Raw genomic sequence first — 23760 nt, 5'->3', positions numbered from 1 at the left:
AGTACATGAGGAGGGCGAGCACTGCCCAATATCAATATGCCAAAGCGCAGTAGCCCCAGATAGCACACTTAATTGCCGTGGAGCCGGCGGGCATCGATCACATCCGGCAACTGATTCAACTTCGCCAACACCCGCCCCAATACCTGCAAATTGTAGATTTCAATATCCATATCAATGGTTGCAACCATCTTCTTGGTATCGCTGCGGCTAGCAACCCCCAGTACATTGACTTTTTCGTTCGCCAAAATGGTGGTGATATCACGTAATAGCCCGCTACGGTCATTGGCGGTCACGCGCACCACTAAAGAATAACCACTGGAGTAGCTTTCGCCCCAGACGGCATCGACAATCCGCTCTGGCGCATGAGACTGCAATTCAGCCAGTTGTTCGCAATCCGCGCGGTGAATGGATATCCCCCGCCCTTGGGTGATAAAACCAATAATCTCATCACCCGGAATTGGCTGGCAGCAGCGGGCAATATGGTGCATTAGGTTGCCAACACCTTCGACAACAATGCGCCCGCTATCTTTATTGGCATTGCGCGCCGGTTGCTGATTTTTATTGTTCAGATGGCGTAATGCTTCTAAATCCGCCTCTTCCGCCGTTGGCTTGTTAAGCTTCCCTTGCAGGAAATTCACCATTTGATTCAGCCGGATATCACCACCGCCAATCGCTGCCAACACTTCATCCATAGAGTTCATGTTGTAGCGCGGTACCAGCAGCTTCTCAGCCTCTTTCAGACTGATATCCATATGCTCGAGTTCATCATCCAGCATCTGCCGACCAGCAAGAATATTCTTGTCTCGGTCTTGTTTTCTAAACCAGTTATGTATCTTAGAGCGCCCACGGTTGGTAGTGACGTAACCGAGGTTCGGATTAAGCCAATCGCGGCTCGGATTCGGCTGCTTCTGAGTGATAATTTCAATCTGATCACCCATCTGTAACTGATAGGTAAATGGCACTATTCGGCCACTGATTTTGGCACCGATACAACGGTGGCCTACATCGCTGTGGATATGATAAGCGAAGTCCAGTGGGGTAGAACCGGCAGGTAAATCAATGACATCGCCTTTCGGGGTAAACACATATACCCGGTCGTCAAATACCTGACTGCGCACTTCATCCAGCATTTCGCCGGAATCAGCCATCTCTTCCTGCCAGGCAATCAGTTTACGTAACCAGGCAATCCGGCCTTCATAACCAGAGCGCCCCGCGGCTACTGCACCTTCTTTGTACTTCCAATGTGCCGCAACCCCCAACTCAGCATCTTCATGCATCTGGCGGGTACGAATTTGAATTTCCAGAGTTTTGCCACGCGGCCCCAGCACTACCGTATGGATCGACTGATAACCATTTGGTTTAGGGTTGGCAACGTAGTCATCAAACTCATCAGGTAAATGACGGAAATGGGTATGAACTATCCCCAATGCGGCATAACAATCTTGCAGACGCTCCACCACCACCCGCACAGCACGTACATCAAACAGTTCATCAAAAGCCAACGACTTTTTCTGCATTTTGCGCCAGATACTGTAGATATGCTTGGGACGACCATAAATATCGGCTTTGATGCCTTCATCGGCCATGGCTTTACGCAAAGATGCAACAAAGTCATCAATGAATTGCTCACGATCGATACGACGCTCATGCAGCAATTTGGCGATTTGTTTGTATTCATCAGGATGAAGGTAGCGGAAACAGAAGTCTTCCAGCTCCCACTTAATCTGGCCGATACCCAGGCGGTTAGCCAGTGGAGCATAAATATTGGAGCACTCTTTGGCCGCCAGCACGCGCTCATCTTCTGGCGCATCTTTGACTTCACGCAGATGAGCAATACGCTCTGCCAGCTTGATGACCACACAGCGGAAATCCTCCACCATTGCCAATAGCATACGGCGCACGTTGTCTACTTGCTCAGAACTCATGGAGTCGTTGGTGGTGGCTTTCAACTGACGGATAGCATCCATATCGCGCACACCGTGCACCAGATAAGTAATGCTTTTGCCGAACTGTTCGGTCAATGTGGCTTCATCAATCACATTGGCATCCACCAGCGGGAACAGTAGCGCCGCGCGCATACTGTCGTTATCCATACTTAGGGTGGAAAGGATTTCAACCATTTCAAGACCGCGCCACAGCAATAACGAGGCATCGGGGTGGTTTTGCGTCTGTTGCTCACAGTAACGCCAGGTTTCGGCTAATCGCTCACATGACTGCGGATTGGGGAGCCCCAAGCTGGCGATCCAATCGTCGAGAGCAAACTCGCCCGCCGGATTCAAATGTGCACTTCGTACCGCAACCATAACTTCTCCCTACTTTGCGACCCCTGGCTCCTGTATGAACAGCGCCATAGATTCAAGATGCCCGGTGTGGGGAAACATATCCAACATTCGCACCTGAGCAAGACGGTAACCGGCGGCTAATAACACCTGACTATCTCGTGCCAGCGTGGTGGGATTACAGGAAACATACACCACCCGCTTTGGCGCCAGCTTGATAATATGTGACATGACCCCGGCCGCACCTGCGCGTGCGGGATCTAATAATACTTTATCGAATCCTTGTGTCGCCCATGGCTGACAACTGATATCGGATTCCAGATTCTCATGAAAAAATGAGGCATTGGGTAGCGCGTTATTGAATGCATTATACTGCCCATTCGCCACCAGCGCCGCAACTCCTTCCACGCCGACCACTTCTCGCGCCAGTTTTGCCAATGGCAATGTGAAGTTGCCCATACCACAGAACAGATCCAGCACCCGCTCATCAGGCTGGACATCAAGCCAGACAATAGCCTGAGCCACCATTTGCTGGTTAACGGCATCATTGACTTGAATAAAGTCGCGCGGATGAAACGCTAAGCGTAGACCCTCTATCTGATAATAGGGATCCTCACCGAAGAGTTTTTCCAGCTTGTCACTGTCGGCGGCCAGATAGACCGCAACTTGCTCGCGTTTTGCAAACTCAGTCAGCGCCACGCGATCTACCTCTTTAAGGGTATCAAGGTGACGTAAAACCAGCAATGGCCCATTGTCAGCCAACACCAGTTCGGCATGCCCTAAGCGGCGCACGGCTTGCAAGGCAGATAAGCATTGATAAAGTGGTGATAACAGGCGCTCCAGTTCAGGCCGCAGGACCGGACAGTATTTCACACAGACTAAATCATGGGACTCGGTTTGGCGAAACCCCATCTGTAATTGTTGCCGTTTTGGCTGATACAACAACCCTAATCTCGCTCGCCGCCGATAACCATATTCTGGCCCACAAATAACCGGATCTAATTCTGGACAAACACCCATCTCACGAACCATCAGACGCTGAAGAGAATCGGCTTTACTTTGTTGCTGTAGCTGACTGCTGGCATGTTGCTGCTGACAGCCTCCACAAATCCCGAAGTGAGGGCAAGGAGGAGTGACTCTTTCACTACATTGGTTCACTAAACGTTTAAGTTTACCGCGGCCGTACTGGCGCTTTTGTTCGACTAGCTCAATTTCAGCTTGCTCTCCCGGCAGAGCTCCGGGAATAAAGATAGCTTTACCTTGATGGCGCGCAACCCCCTGCCCAAAAGGGTCAAGAGAGTTTACTGTCACAGTTATCGTTTGTTTGGTCGTCACACGCCGGTTTGCAGAGTAGAATTGCGCCATATTGATTGATCAAGCATCAGTTTCGTCAGCTGCTAATTCTCCCACATTGGAATACCATGACCAAATACAGTCTTCGCGCGCGCATGATGATTTTAATCTTGGCCCCCACGCTGCTTCTTGGGCTGTTACTCAGTACTTCCTTTATGGTCAATCGTTATAATGAGCTACAAAAACAATTAGTTAATGCAGGCACCAATATCATCGAACCGCTGGCGGTTGCCAGTGAGTATGGAATGACCTTTCGCAATCGCGATACCGTGCGTCAGTTGATTAATCTTCTTCATCGCAGACACTCGAATATTGTTCGGTCAATATCGGTTTTTGACGCGGATAATAATCTTTTTGTCACATCTAACTATAATTACAATTCCTCACAATTAAGATTACCCAAAGACGACTCGATCCCCAGTTCGCTGATGCTTTCCTATCGTGGCGATTCCTTAATTATGCGGATGCCTATCGTTTCGGAATCCAATCTATCCAGTGACCGTACATCGGATTCAGATATCACGAACCGGCCATTGGGCTATATCGCTATGGATTTGGACTTACAATCAGTGCGCCTGCAGCAATATAAAGAAATTTTTATTTCAACTCTGTTACTGCTGTTCTGCATGTGCGTGGCCATTTTATTTGCTTATCGCTTGATGCGCGATGTCACCGGCCCCATCCGTAATATGGTCAATGCCGTTGACCGCATTCGTCGTGGACAGTTAGACAGCCGCGTTGAAGGGCATATGCTCGGTGAGTTGAATATTCTGAAAAACGGTATTAACTCGATGGCCATGTCATTGGCGGCCTACCACGAAGAGATGCAGCAAAATATCGACCAGGCGACTTCAGACTTGCGTGAAACACTAGAGCAGATGGAGATCCAAAACGTCGAATTGGGGCTGGCGAAAAAGCGGGCGCAAGAAGCAGCGAGAATTAAATCTGAATTCCTGGCCAATATGTCCCATGAGTTACGAACGCCGCTCAATGGGGTGATTGGTTTTACCCGCCAAACATTGAAAACCTCACTGACTCCAACCCAAACAGACTATTTACAAACTATTCAGCGGTCAGCCAATAATCTGTTATGCATCATTAATGACGTTCTGGACTTCTCCAAACTGGAAGCCGAAAAACTGGTTCTTGAGCATATCCCTTTCCCATTGCGGGGTGCGCTAGATGAAGTCATTATTTTGCTGGCACATACCGCCCACGAAAAAGGTCTGGAACTGACGCTGCATGTTAATAAGGATGTCCCGGAGCAAGTCATCGGAGATGCCATGCGTTTGCAGCAAATCATCACCAACTTGCTGGGTAATGCAATTAAATTCACCGAACAGGGCAATATTGACATTCTGGTAGCGGTGCAGGCTAAAACGACACAGCAAGTGACCATCGTAGTAGAGATTCACGATACCGGTATTGGTATCTCGGAATCCCAACAGAGTCAGTTATTCCAAGCTTTTCGTCAGGCCGATGCCAGTATCTCACGCCGTCACGGTGGAACCGGGCTTGGCTTGGTCATTACCGAAAGGTTGGTCAAAGAAATGGGCGGCGAGATCAACTTCCACAGCCAGGTCGATCGCGGCTCTACCTTCAGATTCCACCTCACTTTGGATCTCAATGAAGCCGTCCACTACCGCCAGCCGGATATGTCACATCTGGTAGGTAAAACTCTGGCTTATATTGAGCGTAATGCCGCAGCGGCGAGGGCAACACTGGATATCCTCAGTATAACTCCTTTGCAGATAACCCACAGTCTGACGTTAGCTCAATTGCCAAAGCAACATTATGATTTCCTGCTGGTAGGGGTACCCATTCCATTTCGCAATAATATGGCTGTTCATCAAGATAAACTGATCGCCGCCTTGAAGATTTCAGAGCAAGTCATTCTGGCTCTGCCAAGCCAATCACAGGTTGAGGCGGAACAACTTAAACAGATTGGTGCGAAAGCGTGCTTGATTAAACCCATGTCATCCAACCGCCTGATTCCTTTATTATCTTATGAATCAGATAATTGTATATCTCCAATCACAGAACAACCACGCAAACTACCCAAACTTCCTTTCAAAGTGATGGCTGTTGATGACAACCCAGCTAACCTAAAATTAATTGGCACTTTGTTAGAAGAATTAGTTGAAGAAACGATGTTGTGTGACAGCGGGGCTAAAGCCATTGCTTATGCCCGAGAAAATACACTGGATATTATCTTAATGGATATTCAAATGCCGGAAATCGACGGGATCCGCGCCAGTGAAATTATCCATCAGATGTCACATCATCAAGACACCCCCATTATCGCCGTCACTGCTCACGCAGTTAGGGGGCAGCAAGAACAGTTGTTAAAATTAGGAATGGCAGATTATCTGGCAAAACCTATTGATGAAGCCCGACTGATACAGGCACTTTCGCGCTATCAGCCCGACAGTTTTCCACAGCTCAAAGAGGAGATGGATATCCAACCCATTGCGCAATCAGAATATGAAGGGTCAATAGACTGGATACTGGCCGTCAGGCAAGCAGCAAATAAAGAGACACTCGCTAAAGACCTCTTAACCATGTTGCTAGATTTTATGCCACAAGTGACAGGCCGTGTGCAGGCTATTCTGGCAGGTGCCCATGACGATGATATTCTGAGTCTAATTCATAAATTCCATGGTAGCTGTGCATGCAGCGGTGTGCCGCGATTGAAACAGCTGTGTATGACGATTGAGCAGCAATTACGCCGACAAACAGATTTACAAGATCTACAACCAGAGTGGCTTGAGTTGTTAGATGAGATGGACAATGTTCGCTATGCCGCCAGAAATTATTTGGACGCAATCTAATGCTCACGCCAGCACAGTACTAGCAATAGAAATGAAAAGGGCACAGCGATAATCGACTGTGCCCTTTGTTAAGGTATTCATGGAATGAAAGTATGGATACCTAATACTTTATTAATAGTGATTACTGCATCAGTAAGTACAGCGTGGTATCACCACGCTGAATATTCAGCGCCAATACCGATGGTTTGGTATCAAGGATTTTACGCAGCTCACCCAGGTTCTGAACCGGTTGCTGGTTGATACCCATGATGATGTCGCCTTTTTTCAGGCCAATACGTGCAGCAGCAGTACCGGCTTTCACGCTATCGACTTTCACACCTTTCTTACCATTAACATCAGAATTGCTCAGTTCAGCACCTTCGATGCCAGTGTAGAGATTACCGGAATCAACCTGAGTCTGGCTGCTCTGCTCCAGTGTCACTTCAACATTGACCGGTTTGCCATCACGCAGCAGGCCTAGGGTCATTTTGCTCCCCACTGGCAGAGTACCAATTTCAGCACGGAAACCGGCGAAGCTGTTGATAGCTTTGCCATTCATGCTGACAATCACGTCGCCTGCTTTGATCCCTGCTTTAGCAGCAGCAGATTTTGGCAGTACCTGACTGATAAAGGCACCTTTCTGTGCATCTACGTTCATGGCTTTCGCCAATTCAGAATTCAGCTCTGTGCCCATGATACCCAGCTCACCGCGTTTCACTTGACCAAACTCAACCATCTGAGATGTCAGGTTTTTCACCATGTTACTGGGGATAGCAAAACCGATACCGATGTTCCCGCCATCTGGTGCTAGAATCGCGGTGTTAATACCGATCAACTCACCATTCAGATTGATCAATGCACCACCTGAGTTACCACGGTTAATGGCCGCGTCAGTCTGGATAAAGTTTTCGTAGTTTTCCACATTCAAGCCACTACGGCCCAAAGCCGATACAATACCGGACGTGACGGTTTCACCCAGACCATAAGGGTTGCCGATAGCTACGGTATAATCCCCCACGCGCAACTGATCGGAATCAGCAATCTTAATCGCGGTCAGGTTTTTAAAATCTTTCAGCTGCAACAGCGCAATATCAGTGCGTGGATCTTTACCGATAACTTTTGCTTCATAGCTGCGACCGTCACTCAGCTTGACGTTAATTTTTGTTGCATTATCTACTACATGGTTATTGGTAACGACATAACCCTTAGCGGCATCAATAATTACACCCGAACCGAGCGCACGGAAATCCTGCTTACTTGGCATGCCACCTTTGCTACCTGGCCCACCTTGACACATTGGTGAAGCCTGGAACGGTGAACCGTCTTGGCAGAAAGGCGAGTCATCGCCAAAGAACTGCTGGAACTGTGGTGGGATACCGTTAGCACCCGCATTGCTTACTTGGGTGCTCCCCTCCACATTGATACTCACAACCGAAGGCATCACCTTCTCTAGCATTGGCGCCAGGCTAGGGAGCTGCTGGCTGCTAGAAGAGGCTGTCTCTGCCGAAATGGCAGAAGAAACCGGCCCCATGGCTAAACCGATGCTCAATGCCAATGCACTTAACACTAAAGTTGTTTTTTTCATGTATTCAGGCTCTCGCTATACAAATAATAATGAATCAATAAATGGTATATAACAGACTTATCCCAAATGAATTGGCATTGCCGTTGGCATTGCATGCGAACCCCGATTATCTAACTCATCTTAGTGATTCAGATGAATAAAAACCGCAAGTAGCACAGCAACTTCAAGCAAGAAGGATATAGTCGTCTTGCATAGTAAGATTAAATATGGGGGATGAAGTTCAGATAACCAATAATTGGAAAAGTAAAAAATATTGTCCGTCTTTACAAATCTATATACCCACGTCAGTGATTCACACAAACGATTCTCCCTTCCCTCCGGGAATTTGAAAGGTGCAGAACTTAGTTAATTAAGCTAAAAACTCAATTTCCTTGCATACTATTCCGCAGCCATCAAGCGCCGATATTCATCGTAGGCATAAAGGTCTGTCATACCACTGATATAATCCTGAATTAAGCGAGCACGATAATAATATTCATATATCTCATGTTGTTCTGGTGGTAATTTACGTAACTGCTCTGCTGATTCAGCATAAGCCAGGCGATGTTTAGTCGACAGTTTATGGAACAATCGAGTCTCTATCGGGTACTGACGATGGCTATCTTCCGCGACCAATTGCGTGAATGCAGATTGTGGCATAGCCAGTAGGGGGCTATAGATATCAAGCAAGCCACTAATAACTCTATATCCTTGTAATTCAAGCTGTTCCACTTCCGGGTAATTAAATACGTGTTTTACCGCTACCTTCTTAAAAATTTGCAGTAATTTACATGCTGGACTGGAATCTTCTAATAATGCCTGATTAAACGAGCCTGAAAATACCGCCGGTAGATTATCAATAAAACGCTGCGCAGCATGAGGAACCAATTTCCCCACCGTATTCACGCGTAAATACATGAAGAATTGATCTTCTGAACTACGCCGCCCCTGCCCCCGCCCTAATTGACGAAATGCACTACCAACAACTTTATCAAACAAATCACCATGTGTAACATCGCCCCACTCTTGCATCATATGGTCATAAAGTTGTTCAACACTGAAGATATTTTTTTCAACTGCATCTTCCAGGTCAGCAATACAATAAGAAATATCATCCGCAGCTTCCATAATATATGTCAGCGGGAAACGATTAAATTCCCCCATATTGAGCTCGCGGCGTAAGTCTTTAACATACTCTTCTTCTGCAAGATAAAAGCCCGGTTTCTTCATCAGATAATGATGAGAGGCGGGAATATCACCTGACCAATAAGCCGGTTTCGTGTATTTAAGAATACAACCGACCTGGGCATAGGTCAGATTCAATTTTAATAAACTATAAACCAGGCGAATGGCTTGTGCATTTCCTTCAAACTGGCTTAAGTCATGGCGGATTTTACTGCGCAGGATATTGAGTTCGGTCTCCCCTTCCCGCAACCTTAATGTATTAACCTGACAAAGATCCTTGCCACGCGGCTCAGCCCCTCCCCCATTGGGATCCATCTGCTTAGTAAACCAGTTATTAATGGCTGACTCACCAAAATGGCCGAAAGGTGGGTTACCGATGTCATGCATCAGACACGCCATTTCCACAATGCTTTCAAAAGGATCAAGCAGTTTATCCAGCCCATAGGCAGTAATTTTTTTATCCTGCTTAAACCTATTTAAGATCTCTTTGGCAATATAGCGACCAACTTGCTGTACTTCTAATGAGTGGGTTAACCGACTACGTACCGCGGCATTACGTTCCAGTGGGAATACTTGAGTTTTTTGCTGTAAACGCCGAATAGCAGCAGAGTTTACAATCCGGCCACGGTCACTCTCAAATACTCGGGTAATCTCATATTCATCTTCAGCCGAACTGGGTTTACCAAATGGTCGCTGAAAACTGATTTTTTGCTTAAAGTCGATCCCAGACATCTTCCCCCCCTAAGTATTTAAGTACATCCCCAACATCATTGGTGTTACGGCAAGTGCCAAAGGGATAAATAGTGATACCCACTATCAGCAGAAGATGCAATTGATTACGCATGAACTGCGGCAGATTACGCATTATCTTTGGTGAGCTACCCGACAGTCTTACTTACCTGATAAACTGTCGGCCGCTAATCACAGATTAATCCACTCCTTAACTAGGCGGGTACCCAGATGAAAGTAGGAATTATTGGTGCGATGGAAGAAGAAGTCACGTTACTGCGTGGCAAAATTGAGAATCGCCAAACCTTCGCACGTGCAGGCTGTGAGATTTACACTGGGCAGCTCAATGGTGTGGATGTCGCTTTACTGAAATCCGGTATCGGTAAAGTCTCTGCGGCCATGGGCACCACTTTGCTGCTCGAGCATTGCCAACCCGATGTTGTTATCAACACCGGCTCAGCAGGTGGCTTAGCCTCTGACTTAAAAGTGGGCGATATCGTGATTTCTACTGAAGTTCGTTATCACGATGCCGATGTAACTGCTTTTGGCTATGAACCAGGCCAAATGGCCGGTTGCCCAGCGGCTTTCGTTGCCGACACTGACCTGATTGCCCTGGCAGAGACTTGCATCGGCCAATTGAATTTAAATGCAGTACGCGGCCTAATTTGCAGCGGTGATGCCTTTATTAATGGTGCCGCGCCTCTGACTCGCATCCGTGAGACTTTCCCGACAGTTGCCGCTGTTGAAATGGAAGCTGCGGCTATTGGCCATGTTTGCCATCTATTTAAAACTCCTTTCGTTGTCGTACGCGCCATTTCGGATGTGGCAGACCAAGAGTCCCATCTTAGTTTTGAGGAGTTCCTGGTCGTCGCGGCTAAGCAGTCGACATTGATGATCGAAGCAATGTTAACCCAGTTGGCGCAACGCGGTTAATGGTGCGGCTCACTCTTTTCTCTCCGCCGCGAGCAGCAATAATCCGGCCACAAGCCGCAATCATATTGTTGCTTGGCCTATTGATACTGAGCGCGCTTATGTCACGCGCTATGGCTGTAGAGCGGATTATCAGTTTATCACCCAGTACCACAGAATTGGCCTATGCCGCTGGGCTAGGAGACAAACTCATTGCAGTAAGTGCTTACTCAGACTATCCGGAAGCGGCTAAAAAGCTTGAGCATGTGGCTTCTTGGCAAGGGGTGAATGTAGAACGGATTTTGGCATTAAAGCCAGATTTGATCCTCGCCTGGCGAGGTGGTAATCCACAGCGCCCATTGGAGCAACTGGCGTCCTTTGGTATTCCGATCTTTTATTCTGATCCGGTAAATATTAATCAGATTGCAGATGATCTGGATAAACTGGCGCAATACAGCCCACACCCTGAACAAGCACATCAGGCGGCTGAACAATTGCGCCTACAGGTTGTAGAGTTGCGTAGCCATAATACCCGCAGTCAACCACTACGGACTTTCCTGCAATTTGGTACGCAACCGCTGTTTACCAGTTCAGCTCATACATTGCAGAGTGAAGTAATCTCCCTGTGTGGCGGTGAGAATATTTTTGCCCATAGTCGGGTGCCCTGGCCGCAGGTCAGCCGTGAACAAGTGATAATCCGCAAACCACAGGTAATCGTAGTCAGTGGCGATGGGTCTCAGACCGAGAACATCAATACTTTCTGGCGGCCACAACTTGCAGTACCTGTGATAGCACTTAATGAGGACTGGTTTAATCGCGCCGGTCCACGTATTGTGCTCGCCGCGAAACAGCTGTGCCAGCAAATGGCCAGCCTCCCATCTACTGTGGCGGAGTCACATTAATGCTGGTCTATTGGCTGGATATTTTAGGTACTGCGGTATTTGCTATCTCCGGGGTGTTACTGGCGGGCAAGTTGCGCATGGACCCTTTTGGTGTGTTGGTTTTGGGGGTGGTCACCGCCGTCGGTGGGGGTACGATACGCGACATGGCCTTAGCCAATGGCCCAGTATTTTGGGTGAAAGATCCTACAGACCTGGTTGTTGCAATGGTAACCTGCCTGGCAACGATTTTGCTGGTACGCCAACCACGGCGAACACCTAAATGGATCCTGCCAGTGCTGGATGCCATTGGTCTGGCGGTATTTGTGGGCATTGGGGTCAATAAAGCCTTTGCTGCCGGAGCCAGCCCGCTGGTGGCTATTTGTATGGGGGTTATCACTGGTGTTGGTGGTGGGATTATCCGCGACGTTTTAGCTCGCGAGATCCCAATGATCCTGCGTACTGAAATTTATGCCACCGCCTGTATTATTGGTGGCATCGTTCATGCGACGGCGTTTTATACTTTTGGCATGCCATTACAGCAAGCAATGATGCTGGGCATGGTTATAACCTTAGGTATCAGGCTGGCGGCTATTCGCTGGCGTTTAAAGCTGCCGACCTTTGAGATAGAGCATTAAAGCACCGCAGAAAATTGGATATTCTCTAATTGGGTTAATTTGTGTACAATTCATAAATCACTCTGATACCCCATAACTCTCGTTTTTATAACGACAGGGGAGCAACGGTTGACGATTTAAATGTATTGGCGCTATAAATCTTCAAGTTTTTAAATAATTAGCCGATATATAAATCAAACTTGCTCCCTATCAATTTACCCAAGTAAGTGATTTGGGCGAGTGAGTGCCGCTAACAACGCTGTAGCGTCAAGAAAGCAGAATATCCCCATTTAGCTGACTGAGTGGGATACCGCTGTTATACATGCTGTTGATAATTATGAAATACTTAATGTTTTATTTTTGGCTGGCATTATTTGCCAGTCCGTCGCTGGCCCAGGGGCTAAGCGGCACAATAGATTTAAACCTGACTATCGTGTCATCTTGTCAGGTGCAATCACCAAGTCAAAATAAATACCTGGCTAATAGCCTGAAAAGGAATTATCCACAAATACAATGTAATAGAGGGAATGGATTGATTACAGAACCTATCATTAGCCATTCCTTTATTGCACCAGATAGCTCGCTACTGAGCAAAACCAGTGGCGACCCAACAGTGCAATTGATTACTGTAGAATGGTAAAAGTTAGATGTAAAAAACCGCAGCTTTAAAAGTTGCGGTTTTTTTATCGAATATTGAACAGCAGATTTATGTCCAAAGTCATTGGGGCTATAGCGCCAACAGCGAAGGATAAATTAGATACTGAAAGAAGAGCCGCACCCGCAGGTACTCTTCGCATTCGGGTTCGTCACGATAAAACGCGAGCCTTCTAACCCTTCGGTGTAATCTACTGCACCGCCGACCAGATATTGTAGGCTCATTGGATCAACAACCAGCTCAACACCTTGTTTTTCAATGGTCATATCGCCATCGTTGATTTGATCATCAAAGGTAAAGCCGTACTGAAACCCACTGCATCCGCCACCGGTAATGTAAACCCTCAGCTTCAGATTTGGATTTTCCTCATCTGAAATCAGCAGTTTAACTTTTTTTGCCGCCGCCTCGGTAAACTGCAGGGGCAGTACTGTTTCGTCGCTCATACTATTACTCCCAACCGGTGTTCGAGTTGCAGGTTACTACAATGGCAGCCTGATCTATAGCCAATATACTTTAAAAAGATAACGGGCCTATTTATCAATTATCTAATACCTGAGTATTTCATTCAAGTATTGCTGGCCAATGTTATATATTATCTACCTGTTTGAGCGGGACTTTCAACTACTGCTTGTTGCGCCGCAGCCTCGTTTGCTGCCTGCTCTTGTCTTTGTAATGTGCGGGCTAAAATAGCTGAATACAAGGGCTTACCCCCCATAAACTGAGCTAACAGGGTTGCTCCTAGACAAGTCACAATCATCGGCAAAATGAGCTGATAATTATCAGTCATCTCCAGTACCAGCACGATCCCTGTCAGGGGAGCACGTACCGAAGCGGCAAACAGTGCGCCCATTCCGGCAATGGCGAAAGTGCCAGCATCAATACTGTATTGCGGGAAAAAATGTGCGCAGGATAAGCCAAAGGCGGTTCCCAAAATGGTGCCTAAAGCCAGCATCGGTGCAAATATTCCCCCTGGCGCACCAGAGCCAAAGCACAGCAAAGTGGTGATCACCCTGGCAATAAAAATGAACAGCAACATGCCAACACTAAAATTACCGGCTACCGCAATTGGGATTAATGCAAAACCGCCGCCCACTGCATCGCCATGAATCAATGTCAATAAACCACACATTCCCCCCAGCAGGCCACCGATCAATACCAGTTTGCGCCAATCGCCACCGTGGAAACGCATAAACATATCTTGTGTACGAAATATCAGCGCGTTGAACATCACACCAACAGCACCGAAAATAATGCCCAGCAACAAATAGAGCCACAGGGTATTCAGTGGGACATCACTGAGCTTACCCACATCGATAACCGCCCTTTCACCATTAAAATAGCGGTAAACAATGGTCGAGGTAATAACACCAACAAATACTGCTTTGATTGACACCAGACTATAGCGAAACTGCGAGCGCATCTCTTCAATGACGAATAAAATCCCGGCCAGCGGAGCATTAAAAGCCGCAGAGAGCCCAGCAGCAGCACCGGTTGCCAATAATGAGTGGCGCGCTTCAGGGCTACGTAAACGGAAAATATCGACAATCATCCGCCCACTATTCCCCCCCATTTGCACCATCGGTCCTTCTCGGCCTAACACCATGCCAGCCCCTAACGTACCCAGCCCACCAATGAACTTAACCGGAATGACCCGCCACCAACGAACCGGGCGCATCTCTTCCATTGCCCCCTCAATTTCCGGTATCCCTGAACCACCGGCTTCCGGCGCAAAACGGCGCACTAAGAAATACCCAACCATTGCCAGTAGAGCCGATATAATAAAAGCCAGCGGCCAAACAAAAATGGCAACATCCGCCACTTTAGCCAGGGTTGCCAGTCTTTGTTGCGTAATCCAATCAACACCACGATCAAATCCAACCCCCAATAAGCCAGTCACTACGCCGACGAGGGCGGCCATGATAAGAATCACTAAGGGAGTTTTGTCGCGGTTAACCAATGCATTAATAAAGCGGCCACGTTTAAGTTCAGGAACGTTTTGAGCGGATATATTCTGCGTTGAATCAGTCATGGTTTATATACTTGTCAGTTAAACAATAAGTAATACAAATGCGCGATAGGCTGATTCTAGCCTACACCGCCATAATGTGCTTGCTTAAACGCCGATAAAACGAGCCGATCCTGTAAACCGCCATAGATCCAATTTGCGGCACGTTACGCAAGCTTGCAGTTAAATACGCCCAATCATTTGATAACCGCAGCCAGTTCTTTAGAATAAGCCGCATTCTTTATTACTAAGGCTGATGTTACTAACACTAATGTCACCAAGCCCAATTCAGGAGCCCGTTTATGAGTAAATCCGAAAGTCTGTATGCCCAGGCAAAACAGTTGATCCCAGGCGGGGTTAACTCTCCAGTGCGTGCATTCACCGGTGTCGGTGGCGTGCCACTATTTATTGAACGTGCTGATGGGGCTTATCTATTTGATGTGGATGGTAAAGCCTATATTGATTATGTTGGCTCCTGGGGACCGATGGTCTTAGGCCACAATCATCCGGCAATTCGTCAGGCCGTGATTGAAGCCGTCGAGCGCGGGCTGAGCTTTGGCGCGCCAACCGAAATGGAAGTCAAAATGGCTGAGTTAGTCACAAATTTAGTGCCAACCATGGATATGGTACGGATGGTTAACTCCGGCACTGAAGCGACCATGAGTGCTATTCGTCTGGCTCGCGGTTTCACTGGCCGCGATAAGATTATCAAGTTTGAAGGCTGCTACCACGGCCATGCAGATTGCCTGCTGGTTAAAGCTGGCTCCGGCGCTCTGACCCTCGGTCAACCAAACTCACCGGGTGTACCCGCTGATTTCGCCAAACACACGTTGACCTGTACCTATAACGACCTTGCCTCGGTGCGCGAAGCCTTTGAGCAGTATCCACAAGAAGTCGCCTGTATTATTGTCGAGCCTGTCGCCGGTAATATGAATTGTGTGCCACCATTGCCGGGGTTCCTCTCAGGCCTGCGCGCACTCTGTGATGAATTTGGCGCGCTACTGATCATTGATGAGGTCATGACCGGTTTTCGTGTGGCCTTAGCCGGGGCGCAAGACTATTACGACGTTATCCCTGACCTGACCTGTCTGGGTAAAATCATCGGTGGTGGTATGCCAGTCGGTGCGTTCGGTGGCCGTCGTGATGTGATGGATGCACTGGCACCAACAGGCCCGGTTTATCAGGCTGGCACTCTCTCTGGTAACCCAATCGCAATGGCTGCAGGTTTTGCTTGTCTAACTGAGGTCGCTCAGGTAGGTATTCATGAAACCCTGACAGAGTTGACCGACTCACTGGCTAGTGGTCTGCTACATGCCGCAAAAGCCGAGAATATTCCATTGGTGGTTAATCATGTCGGCGGGATGTTCGGTATATTCTTTACCAATGCCGAAACCGTGACCTGCTATCAGGATGTAATGAATTGTGATGTTGAACGTTTCAAGCGCTTCTTCCATCTGATGCTAGAAGAAGGTGTTTATCTGGCACCATCTGCTTTTGAAGCTGGTTTTATGTCAGTTGCGCACAGCAAAGAAGATATTCAGAAGACTGTAGATGCAGCTCGTCGGTGCTTCGCTCAACTGTAATATCAATGACTATTTTAACCATCTTCTGAATCTAGGAGATGGTTAAAAATAAAATCATGCCTTCTAAAAAATACAGATTAAATTTACTATCGATTAATATTATTACGCAACTCAGGTATCTCAATATATTGTGACGCATTACCGTTACTACCATTCCAACTCGGCCCCATAGGAATAGATGGAATTTCAACCTCAATTGGACAATGATTGACTATGCTATTGATTACCGGTTGAATAGCATTTGAAAAAATAGCTAAAAAATCAGTCAATATATCGGCATTGAGTAATATGCCAAAGATTAAAACGAATAAGCTATAAATTAATACCGTTCTGGTAATACCTTTCCTTTCAACATTATTAAATCTATAATTGTGTTCCTCATAATTTATTTCAGTCATATTATATCCCTCTAATATAATCATCACTAACTCACCCACAAGTTACTTTATAAAATAAACAAGGAAAAACAGCAAAATAAGCTGTATTTATTAACTAAATAATATCTCAATAAATTAGATTGTGATTAACATAAGAATAACCAACAGAGATTTTGTTGATTATTTTTACATTAGCATAAAGATATAGGTGTGCAATACCTCTTATTAAATAGACACCTACCCCGCATGGGTAAGTGTCTATCGATAATATGCTGTTATCGCCCCTGTTTACGCAATAAATAAACAAAATAGGGGGCGCCAATGAAAGTAGCTAACAACCCCGCGGGGATCTGATTCGGGAATAGCAGCATCCGACCGCACCAATCGGCGAAGACCATGAGCAAACCACCCAAAATAGCAGCGATAAACAGTTGTGGAATAGCACGGCGGAAGCCCAGCATACGAGCCATATGTGGAGCCATCAATCCGACGAAGCTTAACGGCCCCACCGTCAACGTGGCAGCTGCTGTCATTGTGGCCGCCAACAGTAAGATAGCTAACCGGCTGGGAGCCAGTGCCACTCCTAATGCCCTGGCTGTCACACTGCCCAACGGCAAAATCATGAGCCAGCGACGGCACAGGGGTGCCAGAGCCATCAGTGCCAAGGCGATGAAACCGGTACTCAGTGCCTGTGGGCCATCAACGCCATAGGTAGAACCGGAGATCCATGCCAGCAAACCACGCATCCGAGGATCACCACTGGCCAGCAACATGGTAATCACCGTAGTAAAGGCAGTGCTCAGCGCGATCCCTGCCAATAACATTCTGCCAGGAGAGAACCCACCTCGCCCAGCAACCACCAAAATCAGTAATAAGGTGGTCGCGGCTCCCAAGCTCCCGGCGGGTAACAGCCATGCCAGCGCATTGCCAGGCACGATAAACATCATTATCACCACGCCAAATGAAGCCCCGGAGCTAATACCCAGTACTTCGGGGCTCGCCATTGGATTACCCGTCAGTTTTTGGATTAATGTTCCTGCCACCGCCAGCATCATACCGGCAGCTAATGCTGCCAATACCCGCGGCCAGCGCCAATGCAATAACGCCTGAGCATTATCACCAGAAATCCAACTCCAGCCCTGGCTGTCACGACCAAACATCAGCGCCAGCGTTAACCCGGCCAGTAGCAACAGCAAACCGCCGCTCACCCACCATACCAAATGGTGCCGCTCAGCCGGGACATTGTCGCCAAAATCCATGCTAGGTGCGGTTGCACTATGTAAGCGCGGTAATAGCCATAGCAATAGCGGCGCGCCAATCAACGCAGTTGCTGCCCCCGTCGGGATCTCTTGCCAAACTTGTGCCAGCCAGAGGATACTTTGATCCGTAACCCAGAGCAGCAAAGCCCCTAATATTGGGGCCAAAATCAAGCGCTGCGATAGCCGTCTGGCACCCAAAATTTTCGCCAACAGCGGAGCGAATAGACCGATAAAACCAATCACACCAACAGCGTTAACCAACATGGCGCTGAAAATTATAGCCAGCCCCAAAGCACTCAATCGTGCCAATGACAACCCTAATCCCAGATTGCGAGCAACACCATCATCCAGCCCCAACAAAGTGAGTGGGCGAATTAATAATGCCGCTAAGACACTGGTGATTAGCAATCGGGGTAGCAAAAACTGCACCGTACTCCAATCCTGCTGATTCAGTGCACCACTGCTCCAGAGGAATAGCCCTTGCAGTTGGTCATAATTAAAGAGCGCCAGCAGATTACTGACCGCGCTACAGTAAAGCCCTAGCACCAACCCCGCCAAAATTAGCGTTACTGGCGACATCCGTTTGCCCCAAGCCACGCCAAATACCAGTACGCCAATAATAATGCCGCCTGCCATAGCAGCCAGTTGGCGGGTCAGTTCACCACCGGGAAACATCCACAACGTAGCAACAGTCAGGCCAAGCTGAGCCCCCGCAGCCACGCCCAGAGTTGCCGGTTCAGCCAGTGGGTTACGTAATACTTGCTGGAACAAAACGCCCACCAGCCCCAATCCCGCACCAGTGAGCAGAGCTACAGCCAAGCGGGGAAGTTGGCTGTAATGAAATAACATTTGCCGCACATCGTCGCTGTCGGGTTGCCATAAAGCAGTACCCCAAAGCGCGGCTGGTAATACCTGATTAAAATTATGCAGTGTCAGCGCCACGGCGATAATCAGCAGCAAGATAAGTAAGCAGGCAGGCATAAGCCAGCTTTTACGTAGGTTCGTGGCCATCATGAAGTTTTACCCCAAACCGACTCCAAGAGGCGCACAAATCGCATAGCTGATAATGTCGCGCCATAGAACCAAGCTGCTGGCAGTATCTGCAATTGGTTTTGGCGCACAAACGACATTGATTGCCATAATGGCGTATTGCTAACCTGCTGTAACATTTCACTATTACCATGAACAAAACAAATTGCTCGGGTCGGTTTTATCGTGGCTAAACGTTCAATACCAACTACAGTGCTGCCCCAGAGATTGGTCTCACCTTGCCAGGCGTTTTTGATATTCAATTCGTTTAATACATCCTGGAACAAGCTACCTTGCCCAATAATCAAGGCATGGCGAGTATCTAATAGCGTAAACATCAATAATGATGTTTTTCCATCATCAAATAGGCGCTGCCGAGCCGCTTGCATAAAGTGGTTAAAATCGTTGATATGTTGTTCTGCCGCAGCTTCCAACCCCAAACGCTGACCCAACGCACGCAACGAGTCTTTGCCTGTTATCAGCGGTGAACTGCCCTCTTTATTAAAAGAGAAACTCATTGAAGGAGCGATAGGCGCGAGTTTTTCTGGCGAGGGGCCAAACCCTTCGGACATCAGGATCAGTGACGGCGCCATTTGCTGGAGCAACTCCAAATTGGGTTCTGTGCGCAACCCAACATCAATGACACTGGCTGGCAGTTCTGGCTCTTCCACCCATAAACGATAAGTATGTATATCCGCCACGCCGTAGGGAGTAACCCCTAGAGCCAGCAGTAGCTCAACAGGCATCCACTCCAGTGCCACCACCCGGCGGCTATCAACTTTAGGGTGGTTCACTGCCCATCCCGGCAATGAATAGAGTAACGGCGATAATGCCAATGCGGTGAGTAGTCTGCGCCGGGTGTGATCCGGTGCTGTCAAATGGGACTGTTCCATGGGTAAATAGGCTTTCATTAATAAACGAAACTTACCGGCGCACCACCGGCCGGATGCGGTAATATTCCCATCGGAATGCCGTAAATTTGTTCCAGCACTGTGGATTGCATCAGACTGTCTGCCGGGCCTTGCGCTATCATCTCGCCGCCACGCAATGCCACCAAATAGTCGCAATAACGGGCCGCCATATTAATATCGTGTAATACCGCAATAACTGTCAGACCGCGCTCATGGCTGAGACGCTGAATCAGCCCCAACACTTCAACCTGATGAGCAATATCCAGTGCCGAAGTGGGTTCATCAAGCAGCAGACAACGGCTATTTTGCGCAACCATCATTGCCAGCCAGACGCGTTGGCGCTCACCACCAGATAAGCTGTCCACCAAGCGATTTGCCAGTGGTTTTAAATCTACCAGCGCAATCGCCTCTTCCACTTGCTCACTATCTTTCTGACGAAAACGACCTAAAGCGCCATGCCAAGGATAGCGGCCTATCGCCACCAACTCGCGCACCGTCATCCCCTCTGCCGCCGGTAATTGCTGAGGTAAATAAGCCACTTCACGGGCAAAAGCTTTACTGTCCCACAGCGCCAGTGGCACATCATTGAGCAAAGCCTCTCCACTGGAGGGAGGTTGATGACGGCCCAGCATTTTTAATAGTGTCGATTTACCAGAACCATTGTGGCCGATAAGCCCGCAGACTTTCCCTTGTGGAAAAGTGAGTGACAGTGGCTGTAATAAGGTTCGACCGGGAACCGAAAAACTCAGCTCACGGAGTGTGAATATGCTGGATTGGCTTGCCTGTTGGTCCAAGATGGTGCCCTGCGATTAAAAGTTAACGGATATCATTGTTAACTCATGTTGTTAACGGATGCTGTCGTTATTGCAACCCAAACGTTATCGATAAATAACGAGAAAGTGAATCGAAACGATAATAATTCTCAAAGAGAATAGTTTATGCGTAACCCACCGCGAACTGCAAGCGCTAAGCCTGCCGACTTAAAGGGGGATATAGCCAATAGTGCCGTGGGAGGGTAAAGCAGAAGAATATATTGGGATGTGGATGGGCACCATACCGGTGCCCATCCCTATAACATGATTACTGGCCGAACATATCTTTGATCCAACCCGCGACACCATCGCCATCAGGTTTGGCTTGCTCTGCTGGCTGAGCGGCCTGACACAACCCTTGCGGGTTCTCAGTCCAAACCGGAATCGAACGCATGCCGCTCCCGTCGCCACAGACAAAGTTCCCCGCCGAATCAATACTCATCTGGCTAATCCCCTCTGGTGGTTGCAATACCAGCGGCAACGGCGTTTGGTTCTCAAGATAGCGGCGATACAAGGTCAGTGCCCCGTTAGCCCCGGTCAATTTGGCCGGACCATTGTTGTCACGTCCCACCCAGGCAATGGCGACTTCCTTGCCATCAATACCGGCAAACCAACTATCACGCAGGTCATTGGTGGTACCGGTTTTCGCCGCCAGATTGTATTTAGAGAATTTCACTGATAATGAGCGCGATGTCCCGCGAGCCACCCCTTGTTGCATGGCGTACAGTGTCAGATAAGCCGCCTGTGCCGGAACCATTCGCTCCGCCTGTGGGAAGCTCTGATACAGCACCGTGCCATCTTCAGCCATCACCGAACGCACAGCAGATAATGGCGCGCGATTCCCGCCACTGGCGATAGTTTGGTATTCCTGTGCCACTTCAACTGGCGTCAGGTCAATTGCCCCCAGTAACATGGCCGGAACCGGGTTAATTGCCGTTTTCGGGATACCCAGACGTTGCAACATAGCGCTAATTTGATCCAACCCAACGGACATGCCCAGATTGACGGTTGGCACATTCAAAGAGTTCGCCAGAGCGTCGATTAACATCACCTGACCACGGAACTGGCGATCATAGTTTTTCGGCTGCCATGTTGAGCCGTTAGGTAATTTGATCGACAACGGTTGGTCCGACAACCAAGTATTGAGTCGATATTTATCCGGCTCACTCAAGGCGGCCAGATAAGTTGGTGGCTTGGCAAGTGAGCCCACCAAACGGCGAGCCTGCATGGCCCGGTTAAACCCGGCAAATTGTGGCTGAGCGCCGCCAACCATGGCACGAACTTCACCACTAAAGCGGTCAACAATCACCATTGCCGCTTCCAAATCATCCAGATGACGGGCTGCTTTCAGCGCCGGGATCCCATCTTCGATGGCTTTTTCTGCCGCATCTTGTGAAACCGGGTCTAGCGTGGTGAAAATTTTCACGCCGGACAAATCATTGATTTTGTCACCCAGCTTCTGCTGTAGTTCCTGACGCACCATCTGCATAAAAGCAGGCTGAGGCGTGATAACCCCGCCTTTCGGCTGCACCCCGAGTGGACGGGCGCTCAGCATGGTATAGAGTTCGCCGTCAATGACCCCCTGATTCTGCAGCAAACGCAGCACCAAATTACGCCGTTCAAGCGCCAGTGTCGGATTACGCCATGGGTTATACAGCGACGCCCCTTTCACCATCCCCACCAGCATAGCTTGCTGGTCAAGGCTCAGCTCATTCACCGGACGACCAAAGTAATACAAACTTGCTAACGGGAAACCACGAATTTGATCACTGCCACTCTGCCCAAGATACACTTCGTTCAGATACAGCTCCAAAATACGGTCTTTGCTATAACGGTAATCCACTAACAGCGCCATATAGGCTTCGTTAAGTTTACGCCACAGTGAACGTTCGTTGGTCAGGAACAGGTTTTTGACTAACTGCTGAGTCAGTGTACTGCCCCCCTGCACTGCTTTGCCAGCAGTCAGGTTGGCAACGACCGCGCGGCCAATAGAATAAGGGCTGATACCATCGTGCTCGTAAAAGTGACGGTCTTCTGTCGCCAGCAAAGTATCGACCAGTAAATCAGGGAAACCGGCGCGTGGCACAAACAGGCGCTGCTCACCATTAGGTGATTGCAACATGGTAATCAGCTTAGGATCGAGACGCAGGAAGCCAAAATCACGCTGATTATCCAAATTTTCGATCCGCGCCAGACGATCATCTTTAAAGATCAAGCGCGCACGGATCTGGCCCTCTTTTGCATCAGGGAAATCAAACGGGCGCCGCAAGATATCAATGCTATCGCCCTGCACAGTGAATTCACCTGGGCGAGTCATCCGTGTAACCTGGCGGTATTGCATTCCTTCCAGCAAATCGATCATCTCTTTTTTGCTGTAGGACATTCCCGGTTCAAGGCTAACCATACGGCCATATACGGCCGCTGGCAGTTGCCACACCTTGCCATCAATACGGCTACGAATTTGCGAGTCGAGGTAAACACCATAAATAGCCAATACCACTGCACCAACCAAGAACAGTTTGATAAATAGGCCAAGCCAACGGCGTTTTTTGCGGGGTGGACGTGATGCTACCTTTCTTGGCATCGGTTCTTCCTCGTCGTCATAGTCATCATCGTCTTGGTCATCGTCATCTAAATATTCTTCTTCATATTCATCTTCATCACGCCGCCGACGCAATGGTCGTTTTGGTGCAGCTTTGGGTTGGGCTTTCTTGCCCTTGCGCCCTATTGGCTCGCGGTCATCCCCAGACATGTATTTCTCTCCACGCGCATTGGCGATTATTGCGGCTTAATGTGTCCCCCAAT

Annotated in this window: 17 protein-coding genes; 6 read left to right on the top strand and 11 right to left on the bottom strand. The window is 48.4% G+C overall.

The window, feature by feature from the left end; all coding sequences use genetic code 11:
• Window positions 1–68: 68 nt before the first annotated feature.
• Together relA and rlmD are read right to left on the bottom strand one after the other, a co-directional pair.
• Window positions 69–2303: a GTP diphosphokinase gene (gene relA / locus DJ58_RS05095; protein WP_004706262.1), complete on the bottom strand. Its 2235-nt coding sequence runs from the start codon at window positions 2301–2303 to the stop codon at window positions 69–71.
• Between the two features lie 9 nt (window positions 2304–2312).
• Window positions 2313–3644 carry a 23S rRNA (uracil(1939)-C(5))-methyltransferase RlmD gene (gene rlmD / locus DJ58_RS05100; protein WP_032909998.1) on the bottom strand — a complete coding sequence of 444 codons (1332 nt, stop codon included), beginning with the start codon at window positions 3642–3644 and terminating at the stop codon, window positions 2313–2315.
• A 56-nt stretch (window positions 3645–3700) separates the two neighbouring features.
• Between rlmD and barA the strand changes: the two genes are divergently transcribed.
• Window positions 3701–6463: a two-component sensor histidine kinase BarA gene (barA, locus tag DJ58_RS05105; protein ID WP_032909996.1), complete on the top strand. Its 2763-nt coding sequence runs from the start codon at window positions 3701–3703 to the stop codon at window positions 6461–6463.
• Window positions 6464–6584: 121 nt separating this feature from the next.
• On the opposite strand, the gene degP is transcribed toward barA, so the two are convergent.
• Together degP and dgt are read right to left on the bottom strand one after the other, a co-directional pair.
• Window positions 6585–8027, bottom strand: coding sequence for a serine endoprotease DegP (gene degP, locus DJ58_RS05110; RefSeq protein ID WP_004706259.1), 1443 nt, complete (start codon window positions 8025–8027; stop codon window positions 6585–6587).
• Between the two features lie 378 nt (window positions 8028–8405).
• Complete coding sequence (gene dgt / locus DJ58_RS05115) at window positions 8406–9923, bottom strand: dGTPase (protein ID WP_004706258.1); 1518 nt, start codon at window positions 9921–9923, stop codon at window positions 8406–8408.
• A 228-nt stretch (window positions 9924–10151) separates the two neighbouring features.
• Between dgt and mtnN the strand changes: the two genes are divergently transcribed.
• The 4 genes from mtnN to DJ58_RS05135 all read left to right on the top strand — a co-directional run bounded on the left by mtnN (window position 10152) and on the right by DJ58_RS05135 (window position 12964).
• Entirely contained in the window at window positions 10152–10853 is a 702-nt protein-coding gene (gene mtnN, locus DJ58_RS05120) for a 5'-methylthioadenosine/S-adenosylhomocysteine nucleosidase (protein WP_004706257.1), read from the top strand.
• Entirely contained in the window at window positions 10853–11731 is an 879-nt protein-coding gene (btuF, locus tag DJ58_RS05125; RefSeq protein ID WP_032909994.1) for a vitamin B12 ABC transporter substrate-binding protein BtuF, read from the top strand. Before mtnN ends, btuF begins: the two co-directional genes overlap by 1 nt.
• A complete protein-coding gene (locus tag DJ58_RS05130; protein WP_019211026.1) occupies window positions 11731–12345 on the top strand; it encodes a TRIC cation channel family protein in 615 nt (204 codons plus the stop codon). The genes btuF and DJ58_RS05130 overlap by 1 nt, the downstream gene beginning before the upstream one ends.
• Window positions 12346–12673: 328 nt before the next feature.
• Window positions 12674–12964, top strand: a complete 291-nt coding sequence (locus tag DJ58_RS05135; RefSeq protein WP_115155783.1) for a hypothetical protein — start codon at window positions 12674–12676, stop codon at window positions 12962–12964.
• 113 nt (window positions 12965–13077) lie between these two features.
• Here DJ58_RS05135 and erpA read toward each other — a convergent pair whose 3' ends face one another.
• Together erpA and clcA are read right to left on the bottom strand one after the other, a co-directional pair.
• Window positions 13078–13422 (bottom strand): iron-sulfur cluster insertion protein ErpA, encoded by a 345-nt coding sequence (gene erpA, locus DJ58_RS05140; protein WP_004706254.1) that lies wholly within the window; start codon window positions 13420–13422, stop codon window positions 13078–13080.
• 149 nt (window positions 13423–13571) lie between these two features.
• A complete protein-coding gene (gene clcA, locus DJ58_RS05145) occupies window positions 13572–15008 on the bottom strand; it encodes a H(+)/Cl(-) exchange transporter ClcA (protein WP_004706253.1) in 1437 nt (478 codons plus the stop codon).
• A gap of 278 nt (window positions 15009–15286) precedes the next feature.
• Here clcA and hemL point away from each other — a divergent pair, with 278 nt between their 5' ends.
• Window positions 15287–16567 (top strand): glutamate-1-semialdehyde 2,1-aminomutase, encoded by a 1281-nt coding sequence (gene hemL / locus DJ58_RS05150; RefSeq protein WP_004706251.1) that lies wholly within the window; start codon window positions 15287–15289, stop codon window positions 16565–16567.
• A gap of 86 nt (window positions 16568–16653) precedes the next feature.
• Here the strand turns inward: hemL and DJ58_RS05155 are convergent, their stop codons facing one another.
• The 5 genes from DJ58_RS05155 to mrcB form a co-directional block, all read right to left on the bottom strand.
• Window positions 16654–16965, bottom strand: coding sequence for an E492 group microcin (locus DJ58_RS05155; RefSeq protein WP_115155782.1), 312 nt, complete (start codon window positions 16963–16965; stop codon window positions 16654–16656).
• A 254-nt stretch (window positions 16966–17219) separates the two neighbouring features.
• Window positions 17220–19217 (bottom strand): Fe(3+)-hydroxamate ABC transporter permease FhuB, encoded by a 1998-nt coding sequence (fhuB, locus tag DJ58_RS05160; protein ID WP_080544571.1) that lies wholly within the window; start codon window positions 19215–19217, stop codon window positions 17220–17222.
• The gene (gene fhuD / locus DJ58_RS05165; RefSeq protein ID WP_032909992.1) at window positions 19214–20143 is read right to left on the bottom strand and encodes a Fe(3+)-hydroxamate ABC transporter substrate-binding protein FhuD; all 930 of its coding nucleotides are present in this window, start codon (window positions 20141–20143) and stop codon (window positions 19214–19216) included. Before fhuD ends, fhuB begins: the two co-directional genes overlap by 4 nt.
• Window positions 20143–20937: a Fe3+-hydroxamate ABC transporter ATP-binding protein FhuC gene (fhuC, locus tag DJ58_RS05170; protein WP_032909990.1), complete on the bottom strand. Its 795-nt coding sequence runs from the start codon at window positions 20935–20937 to the stop codon at window positions 20143–20145. The genes fhuD and fhuC overlap by 1 nt, the downstream gene beginning before the upstream one ends.
• A gap of 286 nt (window positions 20938–21223) precedes the next feature.
• Entirely contained in the window at window positions 21224–23707 is a 2484-nt protein-coding gene (mrcB, locus tag DJ58_RS05175) for a bifunctional glycosyl transferase/transpeptidase (protein ID WP_004706248.1), read from the bottom strand.
• Window positions 23708–23760 lie beyond the last annotated feature (53 nt).

The sequence above is a fragment of the Yersinia frederiksenii ATCC 33641 genome (assembly GCF_000754805.1).
GTDB classification, from domain to species: domain Bacteria; phylum Pseudomonadota; class Gammaproteobacteria; order Enterobacterales; family Enterobacteriaceae; genus Yersinia; species Yersinia frederiksenii.
Note: the sequence above shows the minus strand (reverse complement) of the source record. Positions and strands in the feature narration are given on the sequence as shown.

What these genes read in the sequence shown, in the direction of transcription:
- DJ58_RS05130 (WP_019211026.1), top strand. Translation starts at nt 11,731, where the DNA reads ATGCTGGTCTATTGGCTGGATATTTTAGGTACTGCGGTATTTGCTATC.
- dgt (WP_004706258.1), bottom strand. Translation starts at nt 9,923, where the DNA reads ATGTCTGGGATCGACTTTAAGCAAAAAATCAGTTTTCAGCGACCATTT.
- erpA (WP_004706254.1), bottom strand. Translation starts at nt 13,422, where the DNA reads ATGAGCGACGAAACAGTACTGCCCCTGCAGTTTACCGAGGCGGCGGCA.
- DJ58_RS05155 (WP_115155782.1), bottom strand. Translation starts at nt 16,965, where the DNA reads ATGACTGAAATAAATTATGAGGAACACAATTATAGATTTAATAATGTT.
- hemL (WP_004706251.1), top strand. Translation starts at nt 15,287, where the DNA reads ATGAGTAAATCCGAAAGTCTGTATGCCCAGGCAAAACAGTTGATCCCA.
- mrcB (WP_004706248.1), bottom strand. Translation starts at nt 23,707, where the DNA reads ATGTCTGGGGATGACCGCGAGCCAATAGGGCGCAAGGGCAAGAAAGCC.
- btuF (WP_032909994.1), top strand. Translation starts at nt 10,853, where the DNA reads ATGGTGCGGCTCACTCTTTTCTCTCCGCCGCGAGCAGCAATAATCCGG.
- degP (WP_004706259.1), bottom strand. Translation starts at nt 8,027, where the DNA reads ATGAAAAAAACAACTTTAGTGTTAAGTGCATTGGCATTGAGCATCGGT.
- clcA (WP_004706253.1), bottom strand. Translation starts at nt 15,008, where the DNA reads ATGACTGATTCAACGCAGAATATATCCGCTCAAAACGTTCCTGAACTT.
- fhuD (WP_032909992.1), bottom strand. Translation starts at nt 20,143, where the DNA reads ATGAAAGCCTATTTACCCATGGAACAGTCCCATTTGACAGCACCGGAT.
- rlmD (WP_032909998.1), bottom strand. Translation starts at nt 3,644, where the DNA reads ATGGCGCAATTCTACTCTGCAAACCGGCGTGTGACGACCAAACAAACG.
- relA (WP_004706262.1), bottom strand. Translation starts at nt 2,303, where the DNA reads ATGGTTGCGGTACGAAGTGCACATTTGAATCCGGCGGGCGAGTTTGCT.
- fhuB (WP_080544571.1), bottom strand. Translation starts at nt 19,217, where the DNA reads ATGATGGCCACGAACCTACGTAAAAGCTGGCTTATGCCTGCCTGCTTA.
- barA (WP_032909996.1), top strand. Translation starts at nt 3,701, where the DNA reads ATGACCAAATACAGTCTTCGCGCGCGCATGATGATTTTAATCTTGGCC.
- DJ58_RS05135 (WP_115155783.1), top strand. Translation starts at nt 12,674, where the DNA reads ATGTTTTATTTTTGGCTGGCATTATTTGCCAGTCCGTCGCTGGCCCAG.
- mtnN (WP_004706257.1), top strand. Translation starts at nt 10,152, where the DNA reads ATGAAAGTAGGAATTATTGGTGCGATGGAAGAAGAAGTCACGTTACTG.